Origin of the sequence: Algibacter miyuki, from assembly GCF_030409805.1 — a bacterium.
GTDB lineage: Bacteria > Bacteroidota > Bacteroidia > Flavobacteriales > Flavobacteriaceae > Algibacter > Algibacter miyuki.
In genome coordinates this window covers 928,987-946,019 of the sequence record NZ_JAUFQP010000007.1, presented here as the reverse complement: position 1 = coordinate 946,019, position 17,033 = coordinate 928,987, and the positions used below count along the sequence as shown (strand labels likewise).

Sequence of the window (17,033 nt, the reverse complement as noted above, 5' to 3'; positions counted from 1 at the left end):
CAAATGATAAACACATCACATAAAACGAATATTTACGGTGCAAAAATAACGGCATTACTTTTAGTATGGCTCATGTTTTCGACAAGTAGTTACGCTCAAGATATTCAGAATACTTTTATTCCGCAACCAGCATCTGTTGTATACGCTTCAGGCGGATTTAAATTAGATGAGAACACGCAAGTTTTTATTCCGAAGAAATTCAGCAAATCTTTAGCGCCTATGGTGTCATCAACACTTACAAATGATACCGGTTTATCGCTAACCGTAAACGCAGGCAGAACCTCAGCATCTAAAAATGTTATTGTTTTTGAAAAAGTAAAAAACGCATCTATTGAAGCTGAAGGTTATATTTTAGAAATAAATGCTTCTAAAATTACTGTAAAAGCAACCGATTATGCTGGATTATTTAATGGTTTTCAAACTTTGAGACAGGCTATTCCTGCCGGTTCTAATGGAACTACAGCCATACCAAGTTTAACTATTACCGACAATCCAAGATTTCATTGGCGTGGTGTTTTATTCGATGTTTCTCGACATTTTCAAACCAAAGCTTTTATTTTAAAGCAGCTTGACGTATTAGCTTCATATAAAATAAATAAATTTCATTGGCATCTAACCGACGATCAAGGCTGGAGAATTGAAATTAAAAAATATCCAAACCTCACTCAAAAAGGCGCTTGGCGCGCAGACAGAACAGGTATTGCTTGGTGGTCTCGTGAGCCTTCTACGGCAGACGAACCTAAAACCGTCGGTGGTTTTTATACCCAAGAAGATATTAAAGAAGTGATTGCTTATGCAGCTGCTAGAAATATTGAAGTAATACCAGAAATTGATGTTCCCGGACACAGTAAAGCTTTAGTGGCATCGTACCCAGAATTGTTTTGTTTTGACGGTGAAACTGATGCTAATTTTGAATTAGCCACTGGTGGAAAAGCGCCAGATAATGCGGTTTGCGCAGGAAAAGAAACCACCTATGCTTTTTTAGAAGATGTGATTAAAGAAGTAGCCGAGTTATTTCCGTCGAAATACATCCATATTGGTGGAGATGAGTGCAACAAAAACAATTGGAAAAAATGTCCGCATTGCCAAAAAGTAATGACAGATCACAATCTTGCTGATGAGGAAGAATTACAAAGTCATTTTATTCAAAAAGTAAACAAAATAGTAACTGCTCAAAATAAACTTATGATTGGGTGGGATGAAATTTTAAGCGGTAAAGGTGCCAAAGGCGCTACCATTATGGCTTGGAGAAGAGGACGACACACCCCAGAATTACAGGCACCTCGTGAAGGTTACCCAACCATTATGACGTCGTATTTACACTCGTATATCAGTCGTGTTCAAGGCCCGACATTTATGGAACCAGAAGGACCAAATTCGGTATTACCTTTATCTGTAGTTTATAATCATGAGCCTATTCCAGCTGAATTAACGGCAAAAGAGGCAAGCCTTGTATTAGGAAACCAAACCTGTTTATGGGCCGAGTTTACACCAACCGAAGAACATTTTGAATATATGCTATACCCAAGAACTTTAGCAAGTGCCGAGGTGTCTTGGAGTGATCCAAAAGTAAAAAACTGGGAACGTTTTCAAAATGCATTAAAAAGTGATCATTTTAAACGTTTAGAAAGAGATAACGTCAATTATGCAAATAGCATGTTTACTGTATATCCTGCCTTTGCTATTGATCAATTAAATACAGAAGCTATTGTGTTTTTGAAAACAGAAACTGTTGGCTTTTCTATTTATTACACGCTTGATGGTAGCGATCCAACAATAAACGCCATTAAGTACGAAGGCGATTTTAAAACAAAACCTAAAACCCTTTTAAAAGCAGGTTTATTTAACGAAGCTGGTGAATTACTAGGTGAAATAACAGAAATACGATTAAAATAAAATCATGAAAATATCAAAATTAGTAGCTCTTTTTATGCTCGTTGTTGCTTCAGCTTCAGCTCAAAAAAAACCGAATATTGTTTACATCATTTGTGACGATTTAGGCTATGGCGATGTACAAATTTTAAATCCTGAAAAAGGAAAAATACTAACTCCAAAAATAGATGCCTTTTCGAAAGAATCGATGACGTTTACCGATGCGCATTCTGCTTCTGCTGTATGTACACCATCGCGTTACGCTATTTTAACAGGACGTTATTCTTGGCGTTCTAGATTACAACAAGGTGTTCTTGGTACTGGTGATGAGTTAGAACCACTTATTGCCGAAAATTTAACCACGGTTCCTAAAATGTTAAAAACCGCGGGTTATAAAACCGCTGCTATTGGCAAATGGCATCTTGGATTTAAGTTTGTTGATGATGAAGGAAATCCGGTTGCAGTTTACGATGGTAAAAAAGTAATTGGCCCAGCTATTGGTTCTACGGTACCAAACGGACCAGTTTCTCGTGGTTTTGACTCTTATATTGGCTTTCACCACTCTCGGGTTATGAAAACGGTTATAAAAAACGATAAGGTTGTTGATAAAATGGAACCTGTAAAGATGCTACAATTTTTAGCTGATCAGGCAGAAGATTATATCGTTAAAGAATCTAAAAACGACACGCCATTTTTCATGTACTTGGCATTAAACTCGCCGCATAGTCCTGTAGTACCATCTAAAGCTTGGCAAGGTAAAAGTGGCATGGGAGATTATGCCGATTTTGTTATGGAAACCGATGATGTTGTTGGTCGTGTACTTGAAGCTTTAAAAGCAAATGGTATTGAAGATAATACTTTGGTATTCTTCACAAGTGATAACGGTTGCTCCTACCCTGTTGCAAAAGTTGGTAAGTTAGAAAATGAATTTGGACATTACCCAAGTGCTGATTTTAGAGGTTATAAATCTGATATTTGGGAAGGCGGACACCGTATTCCTTTTATGGTGAGATGGCCAGAACATATTGAGGCTAACTCTATAAACGATAAGCTCATTTGCCAAACCAGTTTAATGGCAACTTGTGCTGAAATTGTAGGTTTAAACATGGATGATAATGCTGGCGTAGATTCGTATAGTATTCTTCCAATGTTGAAAAACAAAAAGGCTAAAACCGATTATAACTTAGTGGTTCATCATTCTATACATGGTAAATTTTCTATCAGAAATAAAAAATGGAAATTAGAATTAACGCCAGGTTCTGGTGGTTGGTCTAACCCAACGGATAACAAAGCTAGAAAAGAAAACTTGCCAGAAATTCAATTATACAATATGAAAAAGGATGCTGAAGAAACAACTAACGTTTACAAGAAACATCCTAGAGTTGTTGCAAAATTGACCAAAAAATTGAAATATATTGTAGAAAATGGGAGAACAACCACAGGAAAATCGCAAGAGAATGATGTGCCTGTAGATATTTACAAAACAGAAACTGTACAAAATAAAGCAGCACACTAATAGATTAAAAGCATCCCATTACATGAGTAATACAAAAAGAAACATATCATTTTATTTCTGTCTGGCATTAACAGTTCTAGTAGCGGGTTCTTGTAAATCTTCAAAATCTGAAAAAGAAACCACAACAACCGAAAAGCAGCCCGTAGATTATATAGACCCTATAATTGGTGCTATTACTTATGGTAAAAAATCGAAGGATGCACATGGTTTTGGTAAAACATTTCCGGGTGCCGCAACCCCTTTTGGGTTGGTGCAGTTAAGTCCTGATACGGTTTCAGATGGCGATAATGGTTCTGGATATTCTTATGAGCATACAACCATGGAAGGTTTCAGTTTTACACACATGAGTGGCGTGGGCTGGTTTGGCGACTTAGGAAACTTTTTAGTGACGCCTACCATAGGTAAACTACAAACTAATCGTGGTGTTGCAGAAAACCCAGAAAGTGGTTACCGTTCTCGATATTCTCATGATACGGAAATTACAGAAGCGGGATATTATGCCGTTACTATGGACGATTATAATGTAAAAGCAGAATTAACTTCAGCACCAAGAGCTGGTATTATTCGATTTACATATCCTGAAACTGATAGTTCGCGCGTTCAAATTGATTTAGCGCGTCGTGTTGGTGGAACTTCAACAGAACAATACATAAAAGTGGTAAACGAAAACGCGATTGAAGGTTGGATGAAATGTCCTCCGGAAGGTGGTGGATGGGGCGCTGGAGCAGGAAATGCCGATTATGTTGTGTATTTCTATTGCCAGTTTAGCAAGCCTTTAAAAGACTATGGTATTTGGAGTGCCGATTTACCAGATGTGAAACGAAAAATGCGTTGGATAAGAAAAGATAATTATCAAGACGCTATTAAAAACGCGAAAATTTACACAGATAAAACTGAAATGCAAGGTGAACACCTTGGTTTTTACACCAATTTTAGTACCAAAGCAGACGAAGAAGTTTTAGTAAAAAGTGGTATTTCATTTGTTAGTATTGCTGGAGCTAAAGAAAATTTAGAACACGATATTAACCATTGGGATTTCGATAAAACAAAACAAGAAGCTCGTGATAGCTGGAGCAAAGCTATTGACAACATATCTGTTGAAGGCGCTACCGATAGAGAAAAAACTATTTTTTACACATCATTATATCATACATTGATTGACCCACGTGCTTTTTCGGATGTGAATGGAAATTACATAGGCGCTGATAAAAAAGTACATCAAACTAACGATTTCACCTATCGTACTATTTTTAGTGGTTGGGATGTTTTTAGATCGCAATTTCCTTTGCAAACCATTATCAATCCAACGTTGGTAAACGACGAAATCAATTCGTTACTACAAATGGCAGAATTGAGTGGTAAGGAATATTTGCCACGTTGGGAAATGTTGAATTCCTATTCTGGCGTTATGTTAGGAAATCCAGCCGTGTCTGTTATTAACGATGCATATCAAAAAGGCATTCGGAATTACGATGTAGAAAAGGCATTTCAATACTCATTGAATACAGTCAATAATACAGGAAACGGTGAGTTAGGCTATTCAAACAAACATATTTCTAAAACATTAGAATATGCCTATTCCGATTGGGCTTTGAGTGTTATGGCCAAATCTTTAGGAAAAGATGATATTGCAAAAACCTATTTGAAGAAAAGCAAAAATTACAAGAATATTTGGAACGATGAGGTGAATTGGTTTAGAGCTAAAGACAGCAGCGGAACGTGGTTAGAATGGAAAGGAAAAACAGTACACGGACAAGGTTGTATTGAAAGTAATCCTTATCAACAAGGCTGGTTTGTACCTCACGATATCGATGGGCTAAAAACATTAATGGGTGGCGAAGAAGCTTTTAGAAGTGAATTAATTTCTTTCTTTGAAAACACACCAGACGATTTTCTGTGGAACAATTATTACAACCATCCTAACGAACCTGTACACCACGTACCTTTTATGTTGAATGAAGCCGGTGTACCACATTTAACCCAAAAATACACCCGTCAAATTTGTAATGATGCTTACGGCACCGATGCTTACGGCTTGTGTGGCAATGAAGATGTTGGCCAACTGTCGGCTTGGTATGTATTGGCATCCATCGGCATTCACCCTATTGCCCCTGGTGATAATAAGTACCAAATCACGAGTCCAGTTTTTAATGCTATTGAAATTAAGTTAGATAGTGATTATTACACCGGAAAGATGTTTAAAATTACAGCCCAAAACAATTCCGAAGAAAATATTTATATTCAATCCATGACATTGAATGGAAAACCACTTAATCGTTTCTGGATTACACATCAAGAAATTACACAAGGTGGAATATTAGAAATGCAAATGGGCTCAGAGCCCGTAATACAATAAACAACAATTAACCAACAATAAAAAAACAAAGAAAATGAAAAAAACAGGACTAATAGCTTTAATGTGTATAATACTATTTAGTGCAAATGCACAAAAAAAGTATGCGTACGATATGCCAGAATACACGCCAACTGCTGGTAACTTAGAAGCTCGTGAGGAATTTCAAGACATGAAATTTGGAATGTTTATCCACTGGGGCGTTTACAGTATTTTGGCCGACGGAGAATGGGTGATGTTATTAAAAAAGATTCAAAAAGATAACTACAGTCGTTTAGCCGATTTTTTTAATCCACAAGAATTTAATGCTGAAGAATGGGTTAAAATAGCTAAAGATGCCGGTATGAAATACATCACCATTACATCGCGTCACCACGATAGTTTTAGCATGTTTGATACCGATGCGAGTGATTTTAATATTGTTGATGCCACACCTTACGGAAAAGATCCTTTAAAAGAATTGGCTGAAGCTTGTAAAAAAGAAGGTATTAAATTAAACTTCTATTATTCTTTATTAGACTGGAGACGTGACGACTACAAAGATGGTAAAAAAGGTGATACTGAAGCTTGGAATAAATATGTAGCTTTTATGAAAGCACAACTTACTGAACTGCTTACAAATTATGGCGAAGTAGGATGTATTTGGTTCGATGGTCACTGGGATCAAAAAGAAGCAAACTGGCATTATGATGAAATTTACTCTTTAATTCACGAACTTAGCCCGAACACTTTAATAGCAAACAATCACCATATTCAACCTATTCCTGGAGACGATGTTCAAACTTTTGAACGTGATTTACCAGGTGAAAACCACGGTGGTTTTAGTCACGGTGTAGAAGTGAGTCAATTACCACTAGAATCTTGTGCTACAATGGCAGGAAAATGGGGTTATAGTATTTATGATAAAAAGTTTAAGACGACTAAGCAACTTATTCACTTTTTAGTAAAAGCAGCAGGCAAAAATGGTAACCTTTTACTAAACGTAGGTCCAATGCCGAATGGTAAAATTCAACCAGAATTTGTTGATACTTTAGGTGAAATAGGCGATTGGACTAGCAAATACGGTGAAAGTATTTATGGAACACGTGGAAACGTTACGGGTTCTCAAGATTGGGGAACCATCACTAAAAAGGATAAAACACTTTACGTACACGTTTTAGAAGCACCTTCTGAACCTTATATTTTCATTTCTGAATTTACTGAAAAAATTACTTCAGCAACTTCTTTTGATGGAAAAACAAAAGTTAAATTCAAGCAAATGAAAGAAGGAACTTTTCTTTATCCTGGAAAAGATTTCGATGCTAGTATCGATGGTATTATCAAATTAAAATTGAAATAAAATTCTGAGTTTTATGTTAAAAAAAGAATTGTTTTTTTTCATTTTAATAGTTCTTTTAACCTTTAAACTTCAGGCGCAGGTTACATTTTATGTTTCTACCGCCGGAAACGATTTAAATATAGGCAGCCAATCGCAACCTCTTGCTACATTGCAAGGGGCTCGCGATGCCATTAGGAACTACAAAAATGAAAATGGTATAAACCATAGTTTTGAAGTGCTTATTGAAACTGGAAATTACCTCATGAAATCACCTTTGGAACTCAACTCTTCGGACAGTGGTTCACCTAACTTTCCAATAATCTACAAAGCAGCAAAAGGAGCAAAACCGGTTTTTAGCGGTGGAAAAAAAATAACAGGATTCAAAGTTAATTCAAATGGGGTTTGGGAAGCAAAAATTCCAGAAAGCAGCTACTACAAATGGTCCTTCGATCAGCTTTATGTTAACAATAAACGCGCTACTTTGGCAAGAACGCCTAATAAAGGCTTTATAAAAATTGACACGGTAACACAAACTATTTGGAAGCAAGGCGCATCGAAAGTAGCCGAAAAAGCAGAGCAAAGCATTTTCTTTAATGCTAAAGACGCCAAAATACTTTCAAAAATTAAACAGGAAGAAATTCACAATGTACGTTTTAAAGCATTCCATAAATGGGATTATACCTTACGACATATTGATGCCATAGATGCCGATAGTTTAAAAATTATAACTTCTGGTAAAGGCATGAAGCCATGGAATCCGTTAAAAAAGGATAGACGCCTTATTTTTGAAAACTATGAAGCGGCTCTAGATTCTGTGGGGGAATGGTATTTAAAAGATAACGGCACTTTATTATACAAGCCGTTAGAAAGCCAAACTATAGCAAACACCGAAGTTATTGCTCCCGTTTTAGAAAACCTGATATCTATTTCTGGTACGCCCAACGATAATGCAAAACACATTACTTTTGAAGGGTTAACTTTCAAACACGCGCATTACAAAATTCCGATTACAGGTTCAGAACCTAATCAAGCTGCAGCAAAACTTAATGCTGCCATTATGGTTGAATACGCAAACCATATTGAGTTTTTAAAATGTGAAGTTTCACAAATTGGTCAGCATGCCATCTGGCTTGGAAAAGGTACCACACATTCCAAAGTAGAACACTGTTATTTGCATCATCTTGGTGGTGGCGGTATCTATTTAGGCGATTTTAAACCTCTAGATGGTAAAGCACATACTAACCATATTTCCGTAGAGAATAATATTATCCAAACTGGTGGCCAAGAATTTCCTGCTTCGGTTGGTGTATGGGTTGGCCATAGTGCCGACAATACCATTTCTCATAACGACATTGGGGATTTCTATTATACAGGAATTTCGGTAGGTTGGGTTTGGGGCTATAAGCCTAGTTTAGCAAAGCGTAACACTATTACTTATAATCATATTCATCATATTGGTTGGGATTTACTTAGTGATATGGCAGGTATTTACACCTTAGGCGCTTCCGAAGGTACACAAGTTACCCATAATGTTATTAATAATGTTCACGCCTATTCTTATGGTGGTTGGGGTATGTATGCCGATGAAGGTTCTTCAGGTATTACCTTTAAAAACAACTTAGTTTACAATACTAAAACAGGCGGATTTCAGCAGAATTATGGAAAAAATAATACAGTTGAAAATAACATTTTAGCCTTTGCAAAAAAATATCAATTGCAATGTACTATTTCTGAAGATCATAAATCTTTCTCCTTTACAAATAACATTATCATTTTTAAAGAAGGCCTTGTTGCCAAAGGCGCTTGGGACGATGTTAATGCCAGCATGGATAATAACATCTATTGGAATATTAATGGTGGCGATTACAACTTCAATAATCATACTTTTAAAGGATGGAAAAAATTAGGCTTCGATAAAAACAGCCACATTTCTAATCCGTTTTTTAAAGATGCTGAAAGTTTTAATTTCAACTTCAAAAGAAATACAACTTATAAAAAAATCAACTTTAAGCCATTCAATTATTCCGAGGCTGGCGTTTATGGTAATAATGACTGGATTGAAACATCCAAATTACCTCAATCTATTACTAAAGCCTTTGATACCGCTGTTGAAAAGAATATGAAAATGAAGATTAAAAGATAATCTTAACAACATTAATTATAGTCTAAAACAAGACCTAATTATTACCCAAGAACCTCAACTATTTTTAATTAAATAGCTGAGGTTTTTTTGTGAGTTTTTAATTTAAATTTTCATAGTTTAGGAACCCCTTAATTATCAATATATTAAAACCTACTCGCCTTTTCAGGACAGTACAGGATGCGAATTCTATAAAAACTAATTAATTTTATAAAACATCTTAACTAACCAACTAACTAAGAAGCTCACTTTGCTTCTATAAACTACAACTAATAAAAATGAAAAAAACTTAAGATATTAATCAAAACCCAGCCAAAACTCTCATAAAACACACAAAAATCAATTGTTTTGTACTTTTATTTATTCAAAATAAATATCCTTTGTTGTATTTATTTTTAGATTTACGAACAACTATACCGCTATTAGTCATTGAAAAAATTAGGTTCATATCAGCTCTCGCTAAAAGAATATAAGAATATTTTTCAGATTCTTTATAAGCCCCTTTGCTTGTTTTCTAACACGTATGTAGAAAGCTTAGAAGCATCAAAAGATATTGTTCAAGATGTATTTATTAAAATTTGGGAAGATAAAGTTGAATTCCAAAGTGAAGCTTGTATTAAATCTTATTTATATACCGCCGTTAAAAACAAATCGCTCGACTATTTAAAAAGTAAGCGTTATAAATCTACAGATTATTTTTCCTCAAAAAAAATGGAAGATCTAAAAACAGATGCTTTTTTCATGAGAGAAGTTGTTGTTTTAGAAACATCGGTTATTATTGAAAAAGCAATAAATACCTTACCTAATAAATGTGCACAAATTATTAGACTTAGTGCAAAAAACTTTACCAATCCTGAAATAGCAGACCGATTAAACATTTCAATAAATACGGTTAAGGCTCAAAAAAAGATAGCTTACAAAAGGTTGAAACCGCTATTAAAAGAACATTTTATTTTGATCGCTGTTTTCTTTACATAATACACCAACGGTTTACGCATTTACAATAAAAATTTATTGACGAAAAGAATATACTTAAAAAAATAAAAATATTTTTTAACCCTACTTGTAATTTTTATCGTCTTAGAGTTAAATAAGAACACATTCAAGTTAATATTGATGATAAAAAACTATTTTCATAGGCTTATTGAACTGTCTAAAAAAACCTCTTCTTCCCTACTCAAGGATGAAACTCCTATTGATTTAGAGCAATCTGACCTTTTCAATAATGAGGATAAAGAATACATTCATAAAAACCTCACAGATAAAACACTAATAAAAGAGCGAAGAAACCTTTCTAATCAAATTAATATTCAAGACGATTGGAATATCATAAAAAACAAAACTCAAACACCTGTTAAAAAGATAGTGTTTTGGAGATATGCCGCTGCTTTAATTGTAATAGGCACTTTTATATCTATTGGTTTTTTCTATGAAAAAAGCCCTACTCACCCCATTATAGAAGCTCCTTCGGTTACAGAAAGCATAGGGGTTGGCACAGATAAAGCAACCCTAACATTAGAAAACGGGACTAACATTCAACTAGAAAAAGGAAAAACAATCCATTCGAATTCCATTAGTTGCGATGGCCAGAAATTAATCTACCAAAATACGAGCAAACATAAAACAGAAATACAATACAACTACCTAACTATTCCTAGAGGCGGCCAATATTTTATCAAACTTGCCGACGGAACAGAAGTTTGGTTAAACTCAGAATCTCAATTAAAATATCCCGTAGCCTTTATCCAAGGAGAAACCAGACAAGTAGAATTAATTTACGGAGAAGCTTATTTTTCGGTTTCGCCAAGCACGAAGCATAATGGCGATAAATTTAAAGTAATTAATCAAGCTCAAGACATCGAGGTAATAGGAACCGAATTTAACGTTAAAGCTTATAAAGACGAAGCCTACATATACACCACTTTAGTTGAAGGCAAAGTGGACGTTTGGAATACATTGGCTAACAAGCAAACCTTAGCGCCAAACCAACAATCTATTGTAGATGTTAAAAACAATACCACTATTGAAGTTAACGAAGTAGATGTTAAAATAGAAACCTCATGGAAAAATGGACTTTTTAGTTTTAAAGGAAAAAAGCTAAAACACATTATGAAAGTGATTTCTAGATGGTATGATGTAGATGTTGTTTTTGAAAATAAAACACTTGAAGACGTCACCTTTAAAGGTGTACTAGGAAAAGATCAAAAAATTGAAAATATACTCTTATCCATTAAAGCCTTAAGCGTTATTGACAATTATGAAATCACCGGTAAAACCATAGTATTACATTAAATCAAAACTTTTTTAAACCTAACTAAATTTAAATATGAAATAAAACCAACAATCTTTCAACTGAAGAAATTTAAGCATTACAAAAAAAGAGGAAAGCGTTTAGACCGTCCAAAGTATAAAGCGCCATTCCCCTCCGTGTAATTATCAATTAATTAAATGTTTAACCAACTAATAACTAACAAATTTATGAAATTTAAATCAGAGAAACCTTTTTTGTTTCTAAGAAAAAGGCTATTACTTACCATTATGAGAACTTTCATTTTTCTATGCATTACAACGGCTTTCAGTTTTACGCCTAGTAATGTTTTATCTCAAAATTCGAAAATTAAAATTGAAGCAAACATCACATTAACTGTAGATCAAGTTTTCGACCTTATAATGCAACAAACTGATTATAAGTTTATTTATCAAGAAAGCATATTCGAAAACTTTCCAAAAATTGATATAAAAAAAGGAACTATTTCTACCAATAAATTGCTGAATAAAAGTTTATCCAAAGGCAATTATAACGTAACTATTACAGATGATAATACTGTAATTGTAAAGGAAATTAAAAAACCTGTACAACTATTGGTTACTGGGACAGTTTCGGATGAAAATGGGCAACCACTCGCAGGTGCTACTATTATTGAAAAAGGCACTGCAAATGGTGCTTATTCAGACTTTGATGGTAATTTTTCATTAAAAATAAGTAATGAAAATGCTGTAATCGTTTTTACTAGTATTGGGTTTACAAAAAAAGAAGTTCCTCTTAATGGGCTTAACAAAATTAATGTCACCTTAAAAGAAAACACCGAAGAACTCGATGATGTTACCGTTGTTGCTTTTGGAAAACAAAAAAAAGGATCTGTAATTGGTTCTATCACTACCATAAACCCTTCTGAACTAAAAGTTGCCAGTAGTAACCTAACCACATCGCTTGCTGGTAGAGTGGCAGGTATTATTGCATACCAGCGTAGTGGTGAACCAGGAGAAGATAATGCCGATTTCTTTATTCGTGGGGTAACTACTTTTGGTTATAAAAAAGATCCGTTAATATTAATTGACGGTATTGAACTTACCTCTACCGATTTGGCACGTCTTCAAACAGATGATATCGCGAGTTTCAGTATTATGAAAGATGCTACAGCTACGGCACTTTACGGAGCCAGAGGTGCTAATGGTGTTATTTTAGTTACAACCAAAGAAGGTAAGGAAGGTAAAGCCAAACTATCTTTCAGGGTTGAAAACTCCTTTTCTATGCCAACCCGTAACATCGACCTTGCCGACCCTGTTACGTATATGCAATTATCAAATGAAGCCATTCGTACACGTGATCCGCTAGGGGAAACTTATTTTTCTGATGAAAAAATTGATAGAACGGCAGCAGGAGAAAACCCACTACTTTTTCCGGCCAACGATTGGCACGATATGTTATTTAAAAACTTTACTCAAAATCAACGATACAATCTAAATTTGAGTGGTGGTGGTAAAGTTGCTCGTTATTACGTTGCAGGTTCTTATTCAAAAGATAGTGGTATTCTAAAAGTAGACGAAAGAAACAATTTTAATAGTAATATTAATCTTCAAAAATACACGCTACGTAGTAATGTAAATATAGATGTTACCCCTACAACAGAATTAATTGTAAGGTTGAATGGTAATTTTGACGATTATTCCGGACCAATAGATGGTGGTACAGGCATGTACAATAAAGTAATGCATTCTAATCCTGCACTTTTTCCGGCCTATTATCCCATTGATGAAGATCATAAATATGTATCTCATATTATGTTTGGAAATGCTGGAGAAGGTGAATATATTAATCCTTATGCCGACATGGTAAAGGGATACAAAGAATATTCTAGATCACAGATGATTGCGCAGTTGGAGTTTAAAGAAGATTTATCTTGGATTACCGAAGGACTGAGATTTCGTACCATGGCGAATACCATTAGAAATTCTTATTTCTCAGTAAACAGAGCTTACAATCCATTTTATTATGGTCTTGACTGGTACAATGCCAACACACAAGAATATGGTGTAAGTAACATCAACGAAAGTACAGGAACCGAATATTTAGATTATAACGAAGGTGATAAATTAGTCTCTTCTAATTTTTACGTGGAATCTGCCATAAACTATTCTCGTAAATTTAATAAACATGATGTTAGCGGACTTTTAATTACGATAATGAAACATAGTCTTGAGGCCAATGCCGGAGATTTACAGCTTTCACTTCCATACCGAAACTTAGGTTTATCAGGCCGTTTTACTTATGCCTATGATGATCGATACCACGCTGAATTAAATTTTGGTTATAATGGATCGGAACGATTTCATAAGAAAAACAGATTTGGTTTTTTCCCTTCCGCAGGTGTTGCCTGGAACGTATCTAATGAACCATTTTGGGAAAACAATAAAGACCTGTTTTCAAAACTCCGTATTAGAGCAACCTACGGTCTTGTAGGAAATGATGCTATCGGAAGTGCTCAAGATCGCTTTTATTATCTATCTAATGTCAACATGAATTCAGGAGACAGAAGCGCAACATTTGGCCGCGACTGGGGCTATAGTCGTAATGGCGTAGCACTTAGCCGTTACGGAAATGAAGACATTACTTGGGAAGTATCAAAAAAAGCCAACCTAGCATTTGAAATAGGTATGTTTAATAATAAATTAGACATTCAGGCCGAATTCTTTAAAGAGCGTCGTAGTAATATCTTTATGCCACGTGCAGATATCCCAGTAACTATGGGACTAGCAACAGAAGTAAGTGCCAACGTTGGAGAAGCATCTGGACAAGGCACCGATATTTCTTTAGAATATAATGAATCTTGGGGTAATGGTATGTGGCTAAGTCTACGAGGAAATTTCACCTATGCAACAAGTAAATTTGAAGTTTACGAAGAACCTGATTACGATGAAGCTTGGCGTTCTCGTGTTGGTACGTCGTTAGGACAACAATATGGCTATATTGCCGAAAGATTATTTATAGATGATGCCGAAGTTGCTAATGCGCCAACGCAAAGTTTTGGAGAATATATGGCAGGCGATATAAAATATCTTGACGTCAATGGTGATGGTAAGATTACTCAGGCAGATCAAGTGCCTATCGGGTATCCAACAACTCCAGAAATTGTTTATGGATTTGGTTTCTCTTTCGGTTATAAAAGTTGGGATTTCTCTTCTTTCTTCCAAGGACTTGCTAATGAATCTTTTTGGATAGACCCATCTACAACGTCTCCTTTCCAGGGTGAAACTCAAATATTGAAAGCTTATGCTGACAGTCACTGGTCTGAAGATTACCGTGATGAATATGCCTTATGGCCGCGTTTAAGTCCAACAACAATTTCAAACAACACGCAAAACAGTACTTGGTTTATGCGCGATGGTTCCTTTCTTCGCCTAAAAGAGGTCGAGATCGGATACACCCTACCAGAAAAGTATCAGAAAAAAATTGGTACTTCTAATTTCCGTGTCTACATGAGTGCAACTAATTTCTTTACACTGAGCAAATTTAAATTGTGGGATGTAGAAATGGGAGGAAATGGACTAGGCTATCCAATTCAGAAAATACTGAATATTGGATTGAACGTTTCCATAAACTAATTTTAACTTTAAATAATATAAAATATTATGAAAAATATTATTATCACAATAAAGTCAATATTTATCGTGCTACTACTTTCAGTGTATTCTTGTAGTGATTATTTAGATGTTGTACCAGATAATGTAGCAACAGTTGATATCGCTTTTAATCAGCGATACAGTGCCGAGCAATACCTATTCACCTGTTATTCATACATGCCTTCACATGGTGGCATTAATGATAACCCAGCCTTAGTGGGCGGCGATGAAATGTTGGGACGTATAAATAATAGATATGAATCTTATACTTTTTTAAACATTTCACGTGGGTTTCAAAACGTGGTCGATCCTTATGGCGACCAATGGTCAAACCTATACAAAGGATTACGTGACTGCAATATTTTCCTTGAGAATGTTGAAAGCGTTCCAGATTTGGAATATATTGAGAAAATCCAATGGATTGCAGAAGTAAAGTTTTTAAAGGCTTACTATCACTATTATCTCATGAAAATGTATGGCCCTATTCCATTAGTTAAAACCAATATCGCCATTGATGCAGGAACAGAAGAGGTTAAAGTAACACGTAATACTATTGACGAATGTTTTAACTATGTAGTTCAATTGCTAGATGAAGCAGAAACCGATCTACCATTGGTTATTACAGATCCGGCAGCAGAACTAGGACGAATTACTAAACCTATCGCTCTAGCATTAAAAGCCAAAGTACTTGTAACCGCGGCAAGCCCTTTATTTAATGGGGATAATGATTTTGCTCAGTTAGAGAATAAAGACGGAACGCCATTATTTAACGCAACTTATGATGAAACCAAATGGGATACTGCAGTTGCAGCCTGTAAAGCCGCCATTGATGCTTGTGCAGCAGCAGGATTCGAGCTCTACACCTATACACCATCATTAACACAGGTCGATCTTAGCAGTACGATTATCACACAACTGTCTATCCGAAACGCACTAACAGAACGTTGGAACAGTGAAATTATTTGGGCGAATACACAAAGTAGTTCTAGTAGGCTGCAGCAATTAGCGCAACCCACTAATTTAGACCCACAAAACCCAGATACTCAAGCTGTTTATGGAACCCTTGGAGCTCCTCTAAAAATGGCCGAACTGTTCTATTCGGATAATGGTGTTCCCATTAATGAAGATAAAACATGGAGTTACAATAACAAATATGATTTACAAAATGGTAGAGAAGAAGACCATCTTCTTATCAAATCAGGCTATAAAACGGCTAAACTTAATTTTAATCGAGAACCTCGCTTTTATGCAGATATGGCTTTTGATGGTGGTATATGGTATGGCCAGGGTTATTATGATGATAAAAAGGTAGATGAACTTTTATGTGTACAGAGCAAAAATGGCCAACTAAACTCTGTAAATCTAAGTAGAGGGTCTTCAACTGGGTATTTTATAAAGAAATTAATTCATTATCAAAACACCTTAAATGGCGGCGGTGGATCAGCGAGTTACTCTTTAAGAAATTATCCGTGGCCAGTAATCCGTTTAGCAGACTTGTATCTTACTTATGCCGAAGCGATTAACGAATCTACCGGTCCATCCGAAGAAGCCTATCATTATCTTAATTTAGTTCGTGAGCGCGCTGGACTAGGAACCGTACAATCTGCTTGGACGCAATACTCAACAAACCCAAGTAAATTTGAATCTCAAACCGGACTTCGTGACATCATACATCAAGAGCGTTTAATTGAAATGGCTTTCGAAGGTCAGCGTTTTTGGGATTTAAGACGATGGAAAAAAGCAGCCGAAGAAATGAATGAGCCTGTTACCGGTTGGAACGTATGGCAACAATCTGCAGAAAACTATTATGTTCCCACTATTGTCTGGGATCAGAAATTTGGATTGAAGGACTATTTTTGGCCTATTAAAGATTCATATATAGAGCAGAATCCTAATCTGGTTCAAAATTTAGGTTGGTAAATGTTAAATAATT

At 35.4% G+C, this 17,033-nt stretch carries 9 protein-coding genes; all 9 read left to right on the top strand.

The features are described 5' to 3' along the window. Positions 1-3: 3 nt before the first annotated feature. The 9 genes from QWY92_RS07055 (at position 4) to QWY92_RS07015 (ending at position 17,020) form a co-directional block, all read left to right on the top strand. Positions 4-1,896: a beta-N-acetylhexosaminidase gene (locus QWY92_RS07055; RefSeq protein WP_290269709.1), complete on the top strand. Its 1,893-nt coding sequence runs from the start codon at positions 4-6 to the stop codon at positions 1,894-1,896. 4 nt (positions 1,897-1,900) lie between these two features. Beyond that, positions 1,901-3,388, top strand: coding sequence for a sulfatase family protein (locus tag QWY92_RS07050; protein WP_290269707.1), 1,488 nt, complete (start codon positions 1,901-1,903; stop codon positions 3,386-3,388). A 22-nt stretch (positions 3,389-3,410) separates the two neighbouring features. Next, on the top strand, positions 3,411-5,744 hold the full coding sequence (locus tag QWY92_RS07045; protein WP_290269705.1) for a GH92 family glycosyl hydrolase: 2,334 nt from the start codon (positions 3,411-3,413) through the stop codon (positions 5,742-5,744). Between the two features lie 34 nt (positions 5,745-5,778). Then, positions 5,779-7,080 (top strand): alpha-L-fucosidase, encoded by a 1,302-nt coding sequence (locus QWY92_RS07040; protein WP_290269703.1) that lies wholly within the window; start codon positions 5,779-5,781, stop codon positions 7,078-7,080. A gap of 13 nt (positions 7,081-7,093) precedes the next feature. Beyond that, positions 7,094-9,202, top strand: coding sequence for a right-handed parallel beta-helix repeat-containing protein (locus QWY92_RS07035; protein WP_290269701.1), 2,109 nt, complete (start codon positions 7,094-7,096; stop codon positions 9,200-9,202). A 426-nt stretch (positions 9,203-9,628) separates the two neighbouring features. Then, on the top strand, positions 9,629-10,177 hold the full coding sequence (locus QWY92_RS07030; protein WP_290269700.1) for an RNA polymerase sigma-70 factor: 549 nt from the start codon (positions 9,629-9,631) through the stop codon (positions 10,175-10,177). A gap of 138 nt (positions 10,178-10,315) precedes the next feature. Then, positions 10,316-11,491 carry a FecR family protein gene (locus tag QWY92_RS07025; RefSeq protein WP_290269698.1) on the top strand — a complete coding sequence of 392 codons (1,176 nt, stop codon included), beginning with the start codon at positions 10,316-10,318 and terminating at the stop codon, positions 11,489-11,491. Positions 11,492-11,737: 246 nt separating this feature from the next. Beyond that, entirely contained in the window at positions 11,738-15,082 is a 3,345-nt protein-coding gene (locus tag QWY92_RS07020) for a SusC/RagA family TonB-linked outer membrane protein (RefSeq protein ID WP_290269696.1), read from the top strand. Between the two features lie 27 nt (positions 15,083-15,109). Then, on the top strand, positions 15,110-17,020 hold the full coding sequence (locus tag QWY92_RS07015) for a RagB/SusD family nutrient uptake outer membrane protein (protein ID WP_290269694.1): 1,911 nt from the start codon (positions 15,110-15,112) through the stop codon (positions 17,018-17,020). Positions 17,021-17,033 lie beyond the last annotated feature (13 nt).

Excerpts from the sequence above, each read along its gene's own strand:
- QWY92_RS07035 (WP_290269701.1), top strand. The coding sequence starts at position 7,094 with ATGTTAAAAAAAGAATTGTTTTTTTTCATTTTAATAGTTCTTTTAACC.
- QWY92_RS07040 (WP_290269703.1), top strand. The coding sequence starts at position 5,779 with ATGAAAAAAACAGGACTAATAGCTTTAATGTGTATAATACTATTTAGT.
- QWY92_RS07015 (WP_290269694.1), top strand. The coding sequence starts at position 15,110 with ATGAAAAATATTATTATCACAATAAAGTCAATATTTATCGTGCTACTA.
- QWY92_RS07050 (WP_290269707.1), top strand. The coding sequence starts at position 1,901 with ATGAAAATATCAAAATTAGTAGCTCTTTTTATGCTCGTTGTTGCTTCA.
- QWY92_RS07025 (WP_290269698.1), top strand. The coding sequence starts at position 10,316 with ATGATAAAAAACTATTTTCATAGGCTTATTGAACTGTCTAAAAAAACC.
- QWY92_RS07020 (WP_290269696.1), top strand. The coding sequence starts at position 11,738 with ATGAGAACTTTCATTTTTCTATGCATTACAACGGCTTTCAGTTTTACG.
- QWY92_RS07045 (WP_290269705.1), top strand. The coding sequence starts at position 3,411 with ATGAGTAATACAAAAAGAAACATATCATTTTATTTCTGTCTGGCATTA.
- QWY92_RS07055 (WP_290269709.1), top strand. The coding sequence starts at position 4 with ATGATAAACACATCACATAAAACGAATATTTACGGTGCAAAAATAACG.